Annotated in this window: 12 protein-coding genes; 11 read left to right on the forward strand and 1 reads right to left on the reverse strand. The window is 73.8% G+C overall.

Translation table 11 applies throughout. The features are described from left to right. The 10 genes from OHA84_RS13925 to OHA84_RS13970 all read left to right on the forward strand — a co-directional run bounded on the left by OHA84_RS13925 (position 1) and on the right by OHA84_RS13970 (position 14,175). Positions 1-855, forward strand: a complete 855-nt coding sequence (locus tag OHA84_RS13925) for a carbohydrate ABC transporter permease (protein WP_053674852.1) — start codon at positions 1-3, stop codon at positions 853-855. A gap of 5 nt (positions 856-860) precedes the next feature. Beyond that, positions 861-2,126, forward strand: coding sequence for a 6-phospho-beta-glucosidase (locus tag OHA84_RS13930; protein ID WP_266971469.1), 1,266 nt, complete (start codon positions 861-863; stop codon positions 2,124-2,126). Further along, entirely contained in the window at positions 2,117-3,127 is a 1,011-nt protein-coding gene (locus tag OHA84_RS13935) for an N-acetylglucosamine kinase (protein WP_266971467.1), read from the forward strand. Before OHA84_RS13930 ends, OHA84_RS13935 begins: the two co-directional genes overlap by 10 nt. A 239-nt stretch (positions 3,128-3,366) precedes the next feature. Further along, positions 3,367-4,773: a hypothetical protein gene (locus OHA84_RS13940; protein ID WP_371591380.1), complete on the forward strand. Its 1,407-nt coding sequence runs from the start codon at positions 3,367-3,369 to the stop codon at positions 4,771-4,773. Beyond that, positions 4,770-5,861: a glutamate ABC transporter substrate-binding protein gene (locus OHA84_RS13945; protein WP_371591381.1), complete on the forward strand. Its 1,092-nt coding sequence runs from the start codon at positions 4,770-4,772 to the stop codon at positions 5,859-5,861. The genes OHA84_RS13940 and OHA84_RS13945 overlap by 4 nt, the downstream gene beginning before the upstream one ends. Before the next feature lie 74 nt (positions 5,862-5,935). Further along, on the forward strand, positions 5,936-7,249 hold the full coding sequence (locus OHA84_RS13950) for a hypothetical protein (RefSeq protein WP_053674844.1): 1,314 nt from the start codon (positions 5,936-5,938) through the stop codon (positions 7,247-7,249). Then, positions 7,246-10,017, forward strand: coding sequence for a serine/threonine-protein kinase (locus OHA84_RS13955; protein ID WP_266971466.1), 2,772 nt, complete (start codon positions 7,246-7,248; stop codon positions 10,015-10,017). Before OHA84_RS13950 ends, OHA84_RS13955 begins: the two co-directional genes overlap by 4 nt. A gap of 3 nt (positions 10,018-10,020) precedes the next feature. Continuing rightward, entirely contained in the window at positions 10,021-11,601 is a 1,581-nt protein-coding gene (locus OHA84_RS13960) for a protein phosphatase 2C domain-containing protein (RefSeq protein ID WP_078998309.1), read from the forward strand. A gap of 32 nt (positions 11,602-11,633) precedes the next feature. Further along, positions 11,634-12,962 (forward strand): VWA domain-containing protein, encoded by a 1,329-nt coding sequence (locus tag OHA84_RS13965; protein WP_053674840.1) that lies wholly within the window; start codon positions 11,634-11,636, stop codon positions 12,960-12,962. Positions 12,963-13,008: 46 nt separating this feature from the next. Continuing rightward, on the forward strand, positions 13,009-14,175 hold the full coding sequence (locus OHA84_RS13970) for an FHA domain-containing protein (RefSeq protein ID WP_266971463.1): 1,167 nt from the start codon (positions 13,009-13,011) through the stop codon (positions 14,173-14,175). Here the strand turns inward: OHA84_RS13970 and OHA84_RS13975 are convergent. After that, positions 14,172-15,161: a methyltransferase domain-containing protein gene (locus OHA84_RS13975; RefSeq protein WP_053674836.1), complete on the reverse strand. Its 990-nt coding sequence runs from the start codon at positions 15,159-15,161 to the stop codon at positions 14,172-14,174. The genes OHA84_RS13970 and OHA84_RS13975 overlap by 4 nt on opposite strands. A gap of 147 nt (positions 15,162-15,308) precedes the next feature. Between OHA84_RS13975 and OHA84_RS13980 the strand changes: the two genes are divergently transcribed. Beyond that, entirely contained in the window at positions 15,309-15,713 is a 405-nt protein-coding gene (locus OHA84_RS13980) for a globin (RefSeq protein ID WP_053674834.1), read from the forward strand. Positions 15,714-15,755 lie beyond the last annotated feature (42 nt).

Below are 15,755 nucleotides of genomic sequence, written 5' to 3' on the forward strand. Positions count from 1 at the left end.
ATGGCCGACTCGACCGCGCTCCCCCGGGGCCGCAAGCCGCTGCTGCACTGGGTCGCGGTGCACTCCCTGGGGGTGGCCGCCGCCCTGTTCTTCGTCCTCCCCTTCGTCTTCCTCTTCCTCACCTCGCTGATGAGCGACCAGCAGGCGCTGACCCGTGACCTGTGGCCGCGCACCTGGGAGTGGGACAACTACGTCCAGGTCTGGAACACCCCCGGATTCCTGACCTGGTGGCGCAACACGCTGCTGTACGCCGGACTCGGCACACTGCTGACCGTGGTGTCCTCGGTGCCCGTCGCCTACGCGCTCGCCAAGTTCCGCTTCCGCGGCAGGCGACTGTCGCTGCTGCTGGTGATCGCCATGATGATGCTGCCGCCGCAGGTGGTGGTCATCCCGATGTACCTCTTCTGGGCCAAGCAGTTGGACCTGTCCGGGACCCTGTGGCCGCTGATCGTCCCGATGGCGTTCGGCGACGCCTTCTCGATCTTCCTGCTCCGCCAGTTCCTGCTGACCATCCCCGACGAGTACCTGGACGCGGCCCGCGTCGACGGCTGCGGCGAGGTGCGGACGCTGCTCCGCGTGGTCCTGCCGATGGCCAGGCCGGGCATCGCGGCCGTCGCCCTGTTCCAGTTCTTCGCCGCCTGGAACGACTACTTCGGCCCCCAGATCTACGCCTCCGACAACCCGGCCGCCTGGACGCTCAGTTACGGCCTGGAGTCCTTCAAGGGCGCGCACCACACCAACTGGAACCTGACCATGGCCGCGACCGTGCTGGTCATGGCCCCGGTGATCGTCCTCTTCTTCCTCGCCCAGAAGGCGTTCGTCGAGGGAGTCACCCTGACCGGAGTGAAGGGCTAGACACGATGAAACTCGCAGTGGTGGGCGGCGGTTCCACCTACACCCCCGAGCTGATCGACGGCTTCGCGCGGCTGCGCGACACCCTCCCCGTCCACGAACTGGTCCTGATCGACCCGGCCGCCGAACGGCTGGAGCTGATCGGCGCTCTCGCCCGGCGGATCCTCGCCCGCCAGGGCCACCCGGGGCTGATCACCACCACCTCCGATCTGGACGCGGGCGTGGCCGACGCCGACGCGGTGCTGATCCAACTGCGGATCGGCGGCCAGGCCGCCCGTCTCCAGGACGAGACCTGGCCGCTGGAGTGCGGCTGCGTCGGCCAGGAGACAACCGGCGCGGGCGGCCTCGCCAAGGCGCTGCGCACGGTCCCGGTGGTCCTCGACATCGCCGAGCGGGTGCGGCGCGCCAACCCGGACGCCTGGATCATCGACTTCACCAACCCGGTCGGGATCGTCACCCGCGCCCTGCTGAAGGCCGGGCACAAGGCGGTCGGGCTGTGCAACGTCGCCATCGGCTTCCAGCGGAAGTTCGCGGCGCTGCTGGACGTGGCCCCCGCCGAGATCCACCTCGACCACGTCGGGCTCAACCACCTGACCTGGGAGACCGCCGTACGCCTCGGTGGTCCCGGGGGCACGGACATGCTGCCGGGGCTGCTCGCCGAGCACGGGGACGCGGTCGCCGCCGACCTGCGCCTGCCGCGCGCGGTACTGGACCGGCTCGGCGTGGTCCCCTCGTACTACCTGCGCTACTTCTACGCCCACGACGCGGTGGTCCGGGAGCTCGGCGAGAAGCCCTCGCGGGCCGCCGAGGTCGCCGCGATGGAGAAGGAACTGCTGGCGCTGTACGGGGACCCGGCCTTGGACGAGAAGCCGGCGCTGCTGGCCAAGCGGGGCGGGGCCTTCTACTCGGAGGCGGCCGTGGACCTGGCGGCGGCCCTGCTGGGCGGCGGCGGCCCGTCCGTGCAGGTGGTCAACACCCTCAACAACGGGACCCTGCCGTTCCTCGCGGACGACGCGGTCATCGAGGTACAGGCCCTGGTCGACGGCTCGGGGCCGGTGCCGCTGGCCGTGTCGCGCCCGGACCCGCTGTACGCCGGGCTGATCTCGCACGTCACCGCCTACGAGGACCTCGCGCTGGACGCGGCCCTGCGCGGAGGGCGCGAGCGGGTCTTCCGGGCGCTGCTCGCGCACCCCCTGGTGGGGCAGTTCGACCTCGCCGAGGGGCTGACCGACCGGCTGCTCGCGCACAACAAGGAGCACCTGGCATGGGCGTGAGCCGGTCCGGCCCGGCGGCGGTCCTGGCCGTCGACGCGGGCAACAGCAAGACCGACGTGGCGCTGATCGCCGCAGACGGCACGGTGCTCGGCACCGGACGGTCGGGGGGCTTCCAACCGCCCCGGGTCGGGGTCGAACCGGCCGTGGACGTGCTCGCTCGGGCCGTCGCGGAGGCCGCCGAGGCCGCCGGACTGCCCCGGCCGCGGCCGGGCGCCCCGTACGCCGCGCAGGTCTCGGCCTGCCTGGCCAACGCCGACCTGCCGGTCGAGGAACGCCGACTGGCGGACGCGATCGGCGCGCGCGGCTGGGGCGCGGCGACCGAGGTCCGCAACGACACCTTCGCCATCCTGCGGGCGGGGCTCGCGGACACCGGGCCGGCGCGCGGGGTCGCGGTGGTGTGCGGGGCCGGCATCAACTGCGTGGGGATGCTTCCCGACGGGCGGACCGCGCGGTTCCCGGCGGTCGGTCGGATCTCCGGCGACTGGGGCGGTGGGGCCGGCCTCGCCGAGGAGGCCGTGTGGTGGGCGGCCCGGGCCGAGGACGGCCGGGGCGGGCCGACGGAGCTGGCGCGGGCGCTGCCCGGGCACTTCGGTCTCGGCTCCATGTACGAGTTGATCGAGGCCCTGCACCTGGGCGGGGCACCCCAGCGGCGGACGCACGAACTGGTGCCGGTGCTGTTCGCGGTGGCCGCCGAGGGCGATCCGGTGGCGGCGGCGATCGTGGACCGGCAGGCGGACGAGGTGGTGGCGATGGCCTCGGTGGCGTTGGGCCGCCTCGACCTGCTGGGCGAGGCGACTCCCGTCGTGCTGGGCGGCAGTGTGCTCGCGGCCGGGCATCCGCGGCTCAACGGGCGGGTCGAGGCGGGGCTCGCCGAACGGGCTCCGCTGGCCCGGATGTCGGTGATCGTGGCTCCGCCGGTGCTGGGGGCGGGGCTGCTGGGGCTGGACGCGCTGGGCGCGCCTGCCGGGGCCCGTGAAAAACTCCGTGCCCATTTCGGGTGAACCGGCCCCGGGGGGCGTCCCGTCTGGAACCGTGGCGGTCGTGTGGACGTATACACGGTGAAGGGGTGGCGGGAGCGGCGCGGCGGGGGCCCGACGACGACACCGGGGGCGGGCTCGGGACGTATCACCCGAGAGCCGACACCGGGTGCTGTGGTTGACCTCCACTACGTCCATACTGCTGCGACGGGGGTACCTTCCAGCGGTGGCTGGGGGATTTCAGGACCGAGGGGGAGGTCACGGTGGCCATCACATCACGCGCGCCCGCGCCCGGCGGCGGTGTCTCCGCACCGCCCGCCGGGCCGCCCGCGGGAACGCCCGAACCGCCCGGCCGGGGAACGGCCTGGGCCGAGGGCGTGGACCTGCTGCGTGAGGCGGCGACCACCGAACCGGGCCGGCTGCGGATCATCGGGGCCGTGCTGGCCGCCCTGGTCGTGCTGTTCGGCGCGGTCACCGTGTGGGAGATCTCCGACCGGGCCACCGCCGCCGACGACGTGGTGGGCCACAGTCAGCCGCTCAGCGCGGACGCGGCGAACATCTACCGCTCACTCGCGGATGCGGACACGGCCTCCTCCAGCGGCTTCCTCGCCGGCGCCCAGGAACCCCGCGAGGTTCGCCAGAGGTACGAGAAGGACATCGCCAACGCCTCCCGGCTGCTGGTGAGCGCGGCGGCCAACACCGGCGCCGGCGGGGAGTCCCGCAAGGAGATAGCGCTCCTCGGCGAGGAGCTGCCCCGCTACACCGGGCTGATCGAACAGGCCCGGGCCACGAACCGGCAGGGGCTGCCGCTCGGCGGCGCCTACCTGCGGTACGCCAACGAGCGCATGAGCACCGTCTTGTTGCCGGCGGCCCAGCGGCTCTACGAGGCGGAGACGGGGCGCCTCTACACGGACTACGACGACGCCCGCTCCTGGCCGTTCGCCTCGATCGGCGCGGGTCTGCTCGGCATCGGCGCCCTGGCGTGGGCGCAGCGACGCAACTACCGGCGCACCAACCGGGTCTTCAACCACGGCCTCGTCGCGGCGACGGCCGCCTCGGTCGTGGTGCTCCTGTGGCTCGTCGTCGGGACCACGGTCGCACGATCGGGGCTGAGCGAGGCCCGGTCGGACGGGCAGGAGTCCCTCAAGGTCCTCAACGACGCGCGGATCGCCTCCCTCCAGGCGCGGGCCAACGAGAACCTGACGCTGGTCGCGCGGGGCGCGGTGCTGGCCGAGGACAAGAAGTCCGACAAGTACGACGTGGACTACACGAAGAACATGAAGGAACTGGACACCCGGCTGTCGGCGGCGCTGCGGCTGGCCGACGACGACAGCGGCGAGGAACCCGTCTCCAAGGCCGTCGCCGGTGTGACGCAGTGGAAGCAGCGGCACGCCTCGGCCCGGGAGAGCGACATGCGGGGCGACTACGATCTCGCGCTGGTCCAGGTGGTCGGCGACAAGGACCACAAGGACAGCAGCGGGGCCTCCTTCGACACCGTGGACGCCTCCCTGGAGCAGGCCGTGGTCCACGAGCAGCGGGAATTCACTCAGGCGGCCCGGGGCGGACTCGGGGCGCTGGGCGGGCTGACGACGGGAGCGGCGGCCCTGGCGGTCGTCGGCGCGGCGGCGGCACTGCTCGGCATCGGTCGCAGGCTTTCGGAGTACAGGTGAGATCGATGCGGATACGAGCGGGGCGCGACCAGGGGCACGGAGCGGACGGCGACGCCGGCGCGGACGGCCGGACCGGCGCCGACGGCGTCCCCGGGGCGGGCGGACTGCGACGGGTGACGCGCCGCCTGCGCGGCTGGGGCGGGGTGAGCGCCATGGCCGCCGCCTGCGCGGTGACGGCCGTCGTCGTGCTGCTGCCACTGGCCCACGCCACGCCGGACACCGGCGGTTCCGGCCCGGTCCGCCCACCCGCCACGATGGCCATCGCGCCGGCGGGCCCGACCGACACCTGCCAGGACCCGGAGGCCAGCCTGCGCCCGTCCGGCGTCGACGGCCCGACCATCGAGCGGATCCGACAGGCGGGCAAGCTCGTCGCGGGCGTGGACCAGAACAGCTTCAAATGGGGCTACCGCAATCCCGACGGCCACCTCGACGGCTTCGACATCGCGCTGGTGAAGGCCATCGCCAAGGACATCCTGGGCGACGAGAACGCGGTGATCTACCGGGCCATCCCCACCAGCCAGCGCGTGCCGGCCCTCCAGGAGAACCGCGTCGACGTCGTCGTGCGGACCATGACGATCAACTGCAAGCGGCTGGAGGACGTCGCCTTCTCGACGGCGTACTTCGAGGCGGGGCAGCAGGTCCTGGCTCCCAAGGGTTCGCCGATCACCGGGTACGACGCCTCCCTGAACGGCCGCCGGATCTGCACGGCGACCGGTTCCACCGCCGAGGCCGCGCTCAAGTCCCGGTCGTACGGGTCCCGGTCCGTCTCCGTGTCGAACCAGCTGGACTGCCTGGTGCGCCTCCAGCTCGGCGAGGTGGACGGCATCATCACGGACAACGCCCTCGCCGCCGGCCAGGCCGCGCAGGACCCCTCGGTGCAACTGGTCGGTTCCCCGTTCACCCGGGAGTTCTACGGCATCGCGATGAACAAGGACGCCTCCGATCTGGTGCGCCGGGTCAACAAGGTGCTGGAGGACTACCGCGCGGGCGGCGACGGCAGCCCCTGGATGCAGTCCTACCGCAAGCACCTGGAGGCCGTGCTGCCCAAGGTGACCGCCCCGCCCGCGCCCAAGTACCGGGACGGCTGAGGCCCGTGACGGAGGCAGAGCCCTACATGAGCGGTGTGGTCGGACCGGGTCGTCCGCAGGAGGGTGCGGCGGTCATGGACGGGGAGGACGTGGACCGCGCGCTGAGCCGTCTCGGCGCGGAACACGAGGCGGTCGAGACCTCCCTGCTGGCCCTCCAGGACCACTCCGGGCGGCGACTGCTGGAGGGCGCCGCGCTCACCGGGGTCACGAAGGAGCGGTGGACCGCCGCCGACACGGCGATCACCCGACTGTGGACGCTCTTCGACGCCTACAGCGGGGCGCTGCGCGCCGCCCGGGAGATCCGCGAACGGCGCCGCCGGCCGAGCCGCGAGGACCTGGTCGAGTTGACGGAGCGGCTGCGCGGGCCAGGGGTGCTGATCGCCGGCGCCGGGGTGGAGGGCGCCGCGCTCGCCGAGCGGCTCTCGCTGGCGGAGCTGGTGGCCCGGATGAACGGGTTGTACGCGTCCTCCCTGGACGTGGTGGTCGCCGCCGACGCGGTCTGGTCGGCGCTGCCCGCGCGGATCGACCTGCTCGCCGCCGAGCTGCACCGGACGCGCTCCCTGGCGCGCTCGGTGGGCATCCGGCCGGGCGAGCACCCGTCGGGGGACGACCTGGAGGACATCACCGCCGAGCTGACGGAGCTGCGCGCGCGGGTGATCGCGGATCCGCTGGCGTTCTGGTCGGCGGCCGCGGGGAGTTCCGCCCCGGGCGGCGGCCGCCCGGACACCGGGCGCTACGACCGGGCGGCCCGCGCCCTGGACGACGTACGCCGGGAGATCGAGGCGGTCCTCGACGTGCGGCAGGACTCCGAGCAGCGGCTGATCAGCCTGCGGGACGTGCTCTCGCGGGCCGACCGGACGCTGGCCGAGGCGCGGACGGCGCGCGGCGAGGTGCTGGCGAAGATCGCGGCGTCGGAGGTGCCCGCGGTCAGCGGGCCGCCGACCGCCCTGCAGGAACAGTTGGCCGCGGCGGCCGAGTACCGGCGGCAGTCGCAGTGGCACCGGTTGTCGCCCCTGTTGGAATCGCTGGAGGAGCGGGCCGACGAGGAACTGCGCAGGGCCCGTGAGTCGTTGACGGCCGTGACGGCCCCGCTGGCGGTGCGGGCGGAGCTGCGCGGCCGGCTGGACGCGTACAAGGCGAAGGTGGCCCGGCTCGGGATGGCGGAGGATCCGCTGCTCATCGAGCGGTACGACACGGCCCGAAGGATGTTGTGGAGCGCTCCCTGCGATCTGCGGGCCGCCGAGGAGGCCGTGCTGCGCTACCAGTGGGCGGCGGCCGAATCGTCGGCCCCACCGCCGCCGCGGCACGCACCGCTCCCGCCGGGCACGGCGCCCGCCGACCGCTCCGATGAACACCGGCCCCACCGGCCGGGGAAGGATGACGCATGAGCCCGAGCGGAACCGCGTGCGGTCGCCCCGGCTGCCCGGGGACGTACGAGGACATGGGTGGCGGCGAGCTGTACTGCGACACCTGCGGGCTGGCGCCGATCGGCTCCGTCGCGGCGGGTGCGGAGGAGCTGGTCTCGCCGCCGACGGGGATGACGAGCGCGGCGCGCCACGGTGACTCCCCGGGCTCCGCGGGCTCTCGGGGCTCGGAGCGTTCGGGCTCCTCGGCCTCCGCGCGCTCCTCACGGTCCTCCCGGTCCTCCTCCTCGCGGCGTTCGGTGTCCGGGCGGCTGTCGCGGTCCCTGTCGGGGGCCGCCTCCGCCCGCTCGGTGTCGGTGCGCAGTTCGGGCTCGGCACCCTCGGTCTCGGGGCGCGGCCGGCTCGGGGCCGGGCTGGTGAACGTACCGGAGGTGCCCCGTCCGGATCCCTCGGCGGCGGTGCTGGAGAACCCGGAGGTCCCGGAGCGCAAGCGGTTCTGCTCGCGCTCGGACTGCGGGGCCCCGGTGGGCCGGGCGCGCGGCGAGCGGCCGGGCCGGACGGAAGGGTTCTGCACCAAGTGCGGGCACCCGTACTCCTTCGTGCCCAAGCTGCGTGCCGGCGACGTGGTGCGCGGCCAGTACGAGGTCGCGGGCTGCCTCGCCCACGGCGGGCTGGGCTGGGTGTACCTGGCGGTGGACCGGGCGGTCTCGGACCGCTGGGTCGTCCTCAAGGGCCTGCTGGACACCGGCGACCAGGACGCGATGGAGGCGGCGATCTCCGAGCGGCGCTTCCTCGCGGAGATCGAGCACTCCAACATCGTGCGAATCTACAACTTCGTGGAGCACCTGGACCAGCGGACGGGTTCGCTGGACGGGTACATCGTCATGGAGTACGTCGGCGGCAAGTCGCTGAAGGAGATCGCCAACGAGCGCCGCCGGCCGGACGGCAGACGCGATCCGCTGCCGGTGGAACAGGCCTGCGCGTACGGGATCGAGGCGCTGGAGGCGCTCGGCCACCTGCACAGCAGGAACCTCCTGTACTGCGACTTCAAGGTCGACAACGCGATCCAGCAGCAGGACCAGCTGAAGCTCATCGACATGGGCGCGGTCCGCCGGATGGACGACGACGAGTCGGCCATCTACGGCACGGTGGGCTACCAGGCCCCGGAGGTCGCGGAGACGGGCCCGTCGGTGGCCTCCGACCTGTACACGGTGGCGCGCACGCTGGCCGTGCTGACCTTCGACTTCCAGGGCTACACGAACGTGTTCGTGGACTCCCTGCCCGATCCCGAGCACATCGAGGTCTTCGGGCGGTACGAGTCCTTCTACCGGCTGCTGGTACGGGCCACCGACCCCGACCCCGGGCGGCGGTTCGCCTCCGCGCAGGAGATGGCCGACCAGCTGACCGGGGTGCTGCGCGAGGTCGTGGCGCTGCAGACGGGCAAGCCCCGGCCGCAGTTGTCCACCCTGTTCGGGCCGGAACTGCACGTCCCCGACAACCGGTTGTTCGCCGACGAGGCGGGGGCGGAGGCGTCCCGGCTGGGGGCGCGCTCCACCGCGCCGAAGGGCCGACACGGGCGATCCGGGCGGACCGCGCCGGCGCCGGTCGTCGCCGTCCCGCCCGCGCCGGTGCCCGCGCCGACGGGCCCGGTACCGACGGGGTCCGGGCCGGTGGCGTCCGTGTTCGCCGGGGGCGCGCCCGCGTCGGCCCCGGCGGCCGTCCTGGGGACCACCGCCACGCACGTGTCGGCCGCGGCGCCGCTCCTGCCCCGGCAGGCGGTCGCCCCGGTCGCGCCCGCCCCGGGCCCGACCCTCCTGTCCGCGCCGGTGCCCCGGCAGGCCCACGGGCCGCTGCACGCCGGCATCGGCCTCGCGATCCTGGACGCCCGGAGCGCGGCGCTGGCCCTGCCGGTGCCGTTGGTGGATCCGGCCGACCCCAACGCCGGGTTCCTGACCGGCCTGCTCGCCTCCGCTCCCGCCGACCTGCTCGGCGCGCTGGGTGCGGCGCCCGCCGACTCGGCCGAGCTGCGGCTGCGAGAGCTGCGGGCCCGGCTCGAACTGGGCGAGTTGGCCGTGGCCGGACAGGCCCTGCTCGAACTGGAAGTGCGACATCCGGACGACTGGCGGGTGGTGTGGACGCGCGGCATCGCCTCGTTGGCGATCGGGGACGACGAGACGGCCGCCCTGTCCTTCGACGCGATCTACGACGCCTTTCCGGGCGAGCCGGCGCCGAAGCTGGCGCTGGGCCTGTGCGCGGAGGTCCTGGGCCAGTTGGACAACGCCGCCGAGTACTACCGGCTGGTGTGGATCACCGATCCCGGTTTCGTCAGCGCGGCCTTCGGGTTGGCCCGGGTCCAGTTGGCCGCCGGCGACCGGGCCGGGGCCGTACGCACCCTCGAATCGGTGCCGGAGGCGTCGATCCACCACACCGCCGCCCGGGTGGCGGCCGTACGGGCACGCCTGCGCGACCGCTCCCCTGAGGAGGCGCTGCTGCCCGACCTGACGGCGGCTGCCGCGCAGGTCGAGGCGTTGGCGCGGTTCGGGCTCGACGCCGAACGGCACGAACGGCTGTCGACCGAGGTTCTGGGGTCGGCGCTGGACTGGGTACTGTCGGGTGGCCGGGGTGCAGACCCCGGTCGGACCTCGTTGCTCGGCAGTCAACTGGACGAGCGGGGGCTGCGCTTCGGCTTGGAGCGCTCGTACCGCGTCCTCGCTCGGCTGGCGCAGCGGGGCGAGGAGAGGATCGAACTGGTGGAGCGGGCAAACCGTTTCCGTCCCCGGACGTGGGTGTGATTGATGTCGATGCATCGGCCGTCGGGCTGCCCCAGCTGCGCTGAGCCCCTGGAAGAGGGGGACCGTTTCTGCGGCGTGTGCGGATACGCCCTCTCTTCCCCAACCGCGTCTGCGGATCCCGACCCGACCCTCCCGATCACCGCGCCCGAACCCGCGCCGCCGGGCAACGCCGGTGCGGGTCGCGGCGCCACCGGGTATCCGGCCGGCGCGCCCGCGCCGGGCTGGGGCAGTGTCGCGGGCGCCGCCCCGACCCTCGTCGGGGACCCGGCCGGCTGGACCGGCGCACCGGCTCGGTCGACTCCCGACGCACCGTGGGGCCCGGTTGGGACCGCGTACGGCTCGTCCCCGGAGCAACAGCCGAGCCACGCCGCCGCGCAGGGCCCTTCGGACGGCCGCGGCGCGTCGTACGGCGCCGCCGCCGCGCCCCCCGAGGGCGCTCCCTGGGGGGCCGCCGAACCGCCGTCCGGGCACCCCGAGCCCCCGGCCGGGCACCCGGTCGACGGATCCGACCGGGCCCACGAGGCGCCGGCCGGTCCCGCCCCGCACGGCTTCGGCGACGCGGGCGAGCGGTACGACCCGCCCGTCCCGGCGCCCGCCGCTCCCGTAAGCGCGGGCGCTCCCGCGAGCCCCGCCGGTGGCGACGCCGGCAAGACCTGCGTGGCCTGCCGCGCCGGCCGGGTGGACACCGACGGGTACTGCGAGCACTGCGGCCACGCCCAGCCCCGCGAGCGCGACCACCTGGAGGAGGAGCTCGGCAGCGTCGCCGCGGTCAGCGACCGCGGGCTGCGCCACCACCGCAACGAGGACTCCTTCGCGGTGGCCGCGACGGCCCTTCCCGACGGTTCCGCGGCCACCGTGGCGATCGTCTGTGACGGCGTCTCCTCCGCCAGCCGTCCCGACGAGGCCTCGGCCGCCGCCGCCGGCGCCGCCAACGAGGCGCTGTTGGAGGCTCTCCCCCGGGGCGCGCACCCCGTGGAGGCCATGCACGAGGCGATCCTGGCGGCGGCCGCCGCGGTGAACGCACTGGCCCCGGAGGTGCCCGGCGCCCAGAACGCCCCGGCCTGCACCCTGGTCGGCGCCGTGGTCAGCGGTGGGTTGCTCACCATCGGCTGGGTCGGGGACAGCCGCGCGTACTGGGTTCCCGACGACCGGGCCGCGCTTCCCCGGCGGCTCACCGAGGACGACTCCTGGGCGGCCCAGATGGTCGCGGCCGGCCTGATGGGCGAGGCCGAGGCGTACGCCGACGCCCGGGCCCACGCCATCACCGGCTGGCTCGGCGCCGACGCGTACGACCTCGAACCGCACACCGCCAGTTTCAAGCCCGACCACCCGGGTGTGGTCGTGGTCTGCACCGACGGGCTGTGGAACTACGCCGAGTCCGCCAGGGATCTGGCCAGGATCCTGCCGCGGGACGCGGCGGTCCGGCCGCTGCACAGCGCGCAGGTACTGGTCGGGCACGCCCTCGACGGGGGTGGCCACGACAACGTCACCGTGGCCGTCGTGCCGTTCTCGGCCCTGCCGGACGCACCGCCGGCGGCACGACCGGAACCGCAAGCGGAAGCGGATCCGCGCGCCCAGGCCTGATCTTCGACCGATCCTCCGAGGGAGTCCCATCGATGGCGAACTTCGCCAAGCCGAGCGCCCCGCGCTTCAGCGTGGAGGTGTACCAGAACGAGTTCCTTCCCGAGGGCGGCCGCGACGTCCACGCCATCGTCACGGTCACCTCCAGCGGCGGGGCCACCGCCACCCGGGCCGCCGTCCCCGCTCCCGGCGGGGCCGCGGTCGTGATCATGGTGGACTGTTCCGGGTCCATGGAGTACCCGCCGGACAAGATGCGCGGTGCCCGCGAGGCCACGGCCGCCGCGATCGACACCCTGCGCGACGGCACCAGCTTCGCGGTGATCGCCGGCACGCACGTGGCCAAGGAGGTCTATCCCGGTCAGGGCCGGCTGGCCACGGCGGACGCGGTGACCCGCGCGCAGGCCAAGGAGTCCCTGCGCGGCCTCGGTTCGGGCGGCGGCACCGCCATCGGGACCTGGCTGCGGCTGGCCGACGGGCTGCTGCGGCAGTCCCCGGCCACGATCCGGCACGGGATCCTGCTCACCGACGGGCGCAACGAGCACGAGGAACCGGCCGTGTTGCGCGCCACCCTCGAAGCCTGCGCGGGCCGCTTCACCTGCGACGCGCGCGGTGTGGGCACCGACTGGGAGGTGAAGGAGGTGACCGGCATCGCGAGCGCGCTGCTCGGCAGCGCCGACATCGTCGCCGATCCCGCGCACCTCACCGAGGACTTCACGCGCATGATGGAGAACGTCATGGGCAAGGAGGTCGCGGACGTCGCCCTGCGCCTGTGGACCCCGGTCGGCGTGGAGATCCAGTACGTGAAGCAGGTCGCGCCGACCGTCCAGGACCTGACCGACCGCCGCACCGAGGCCGGCCCGCGGGCCGGGGACTACCCGACGGGTTCGTGGGGCGACGAGTCCCGCGAGTACCACGTGTGCGTCCGGGTCCCGGGGGCGGCCATCGGGCAGGAGATGCTGGCGGCCCGCGCGACGCTGATCGTGCCGGACACGGCGGGCGGGGCGCCGACCGTCCTCGCCCAGGGTCTGGTGCGGGCGGTGTGGACCGACGACCTCGTCGCTTCCACGGCGATCAGTCCGCAGGTGGCGCACTACACCGGGCAGGCGGAGCTGGCCCAGGCCATCCAACAAGGTTTGGAAGCGCGCAAACTGGGTGATGTCGATGGTGCGACGGCCAAACTCGGACGCGCGGTACAACTGGCGAGCGCGTCCGGCAACGCGGACACTGCCAAACTGCTGGCGAAGGTGGTGGATGTCGTGGACGCGGCGGCAGGTACTGTGCGGCTGAAAGCGAAGGTCGCCGATGCCGACGAGATGACCCTTGAAACGCGTTCGACGCAGACCGTCCGAGTGAAGAAGACCTGAGAAGAGACCTGCGGCGATGACGCAGGGAGAAGGGGGAAGCGTAGCCATGCCGACCTGCCCGAACGGGCACCAGTCCGCCTCCGAGGACTGGTGCGAGGTCTGCGGCCACCGCATGGCTGCCGCCACGAGCGCCCCCGCGGCGCCTTCCTACGGCTACGGCTACCCTCCCACGGCCGGTGAGCCGACCGCGCAGGCGGAGCTGTGCCCGCAGTGTCGGACCCCGCGCGAGGCCATGGCCCCGTTCTGCGAGGAGTGCCGGTACAACTTCCTGACGCGTTCGGCGACTTCGTACACGCCGCTCGCCCAGGAGACGGGCCCGGCCGCGGGCACCGGGAGCGTGGGCACCCCGCCGCCGCAGGCCCCGCCGGCCTTCTCGCAGGACCACTTCGACTACCAGGGCTCGCGGCCGTCCCGGGTCAACCGACCGGCCGAGCCGCTCCAGCGCGAGGACGACTGGCTGCTGCCGCCTCCCTCGCACGAGCAGCAGGCACACGGGCAGCAGGCACACGGGCAGCAGGGACACCAACAGCCCTCGCACCAGCAGCAGTCGCACCGACAGCAGCCCGTGCAGCAACCCCTCCAGCAGGAGTACCAGCAGCCGCACTATCAGCAGCAGCCTCCGCCGCAGCAGCAGGAGTACCAGCAGTCTCCGCAGGCACAGCAGTCGCAGGGGCAGCATGCGCAGCAGGAGTACCAGCAGCACTCGCAGCATCAGCAACAGCAACAGCAGGTCCCGCAGCATCAAGCACAGCAGCACCAGCAACAGCAGCACTACGGGTCCCAGGGTCAGGCCCCGTCCCTCGGCAACGGTGCCTGGAGCGCGACGGTCGGTCCCGACCGCTCGTACTTCCTGGCGATGATGCGGCGCAGCGGCCCCGAGGCGGCCGGGTTGAACATGCCCGCGTACTCGCCCGAGCAGCACCTCGCGCTCTCCGGCGGTCAGATCACCATCGGCCGGCGGCGCGCCTCCTCGGGCGAGTCCCCGGACATCGACCTCTCGGTGCCCCCCGAGGACCCGGGCGTCTCCCACCAGCACGCGGTGCTCGTCCAGCAGCCCGACGGGAGCTGGGCGGTGGTGGACCAGAACTCCACCAACGGCACCACCATCAACGGCGGTGAGGAACCGATCCAGCCGTACGTCCCGATCCCCCTCGGCGACGGCGACCAGGTCCACGTCGGCGCCTGGACCACGATCACCGTCCGTCGGGGTTAGGCGGTCGTCCCGACCTCCCCCAGCGGCCACACGTACGGGCCCTGGGGGTCGTCGAGCCACGACCACTGTCCTTCCGGGGTGAGCGTGACGCCGAACCGCTCGCGCGCCGGGCGGCCCTCGCGGCGCCACAGGTCAAGGGCCTCCCGGGGGTGCAGGACGCCCTCGGTCAGGATCAGGAGGAACTGGAGGCGCTCGTTGTCCACCAGCTCGTACGGGAGTCCGTGACGGGGCACTGAGGGGGCGTGCGGGGCCGCGCCCGCCCCGCGCAGCGGCACGAAGTACGCCGAGGTGTGCAGGAACCGGCCCTCCGCGAAGTCCGCGTCCCGGACGGTGAGCGCGATCAGCCCGGTCGACAGCGGCGCCAGGATGCGCGCCCCGGGCCGGCACTGGGCCGGCCAGGTGTGCGGGATCAGCGGCAGCGTGCAGGTGACCAGGATCCGGTCGAAGGGGGCGCGGGAGGGGCAGCCGCGCGCCCCGTCGCCGGTGACGACGGTCGGGTGCAGGCCGAGCCGCGCCAGGTGGGCGCGCGCCGACTCGGTGATCTCCTCGTCCAGGTCCACCGTGGTGACCAGTTCCTCGCCGAGCCGGTGGCAGAGCAGGGCCGCGTTGTAGCCGGTGCCCGCGCCGATCTCCAGCACGTTGTTCCCGTCGCGGACCTCCAGCGCCTCCAGCATCCTCGCCATCAGGGAGGGCTGGCTGCTGGAGGACACCAGCTCGCCGTCGCGCAGCCGGGTGGCGAGCGGGGTGTCCGTGTACACGCCGCGCAGCCAGCGGGCGCGCCGCCCCGGGTCCGGGTCCTCGGCCCAGAGGCGCTCGTGTCCGGCTCCACGACCGGTCCAGAAGTACGGGACGAAGACGTGCCGGGGCACCGCGGCGAAGGCCGCCCGCCAGTCGGGGTCGTCCAGGGCCCCGGCCGCGATCAGCTCCTTGACCTGGGCCGCGTGCGCGGTCTCGCGCAGGTCGCGTGCTTCGGCATCTGCGCCCATGTCTCCACTGTGCTGCCCGGCGGGGGCGAAGGCCAACGGGGGTCGGGCGTGTTCCCGCGCGTCGCGGCGTGGCGAGCGGGGTGCCGTGCTTGCGGGGAGGGTCCTGGGACCCCGGTCCTCGGTCCGGGCGTCTGAGACGATGGTCAGGTGAATGACGATCCGCAGGGCACGGTTCAGGAGCAGACCTTCTACGAGCTGGTGGGCGGCGAGGCCACCTTCCGCCGCCTGGTCCACCGGTTCTACCAGGGTGTCGCGGAAGACCCGCTGCTGCGCCCGATGTACCCGGAGGAGGACCTGGGGCCGGCCGAGGAACGGTTCGCGCTGTTCCTCATGCAGTACTGGGGCGGTCCGAACACCTACAGCGAGAACCGCGGCCATCCGCGCCTGCGGATGCGGCACGCGCCGTTCCAGGTGGACGCGGCCGCGCACGACGCGTGGCTGGGGCACATGCGGGTCGCGGTGGACGAGCTGGGCCTGGCGCCGGAGCACGAGGCGCGGCTGTGGCGGTACCTGACGTACGCGGCCGCATCGATGATCAACACGGCGGGCTGAGGCGGCCGACGGAACGCCCCCGCCGGACGTCGGCGGGGACGG

The sequence above is a fragment of the Streptomyces sp. NBC_00513 genome, from assembly GCF_041431415.1.
Classification (GTDB): Bacteria; Actinomycetota; Actinomycetes; order Streptomycetales; family Streptomycetaceae; genus Streptomyces.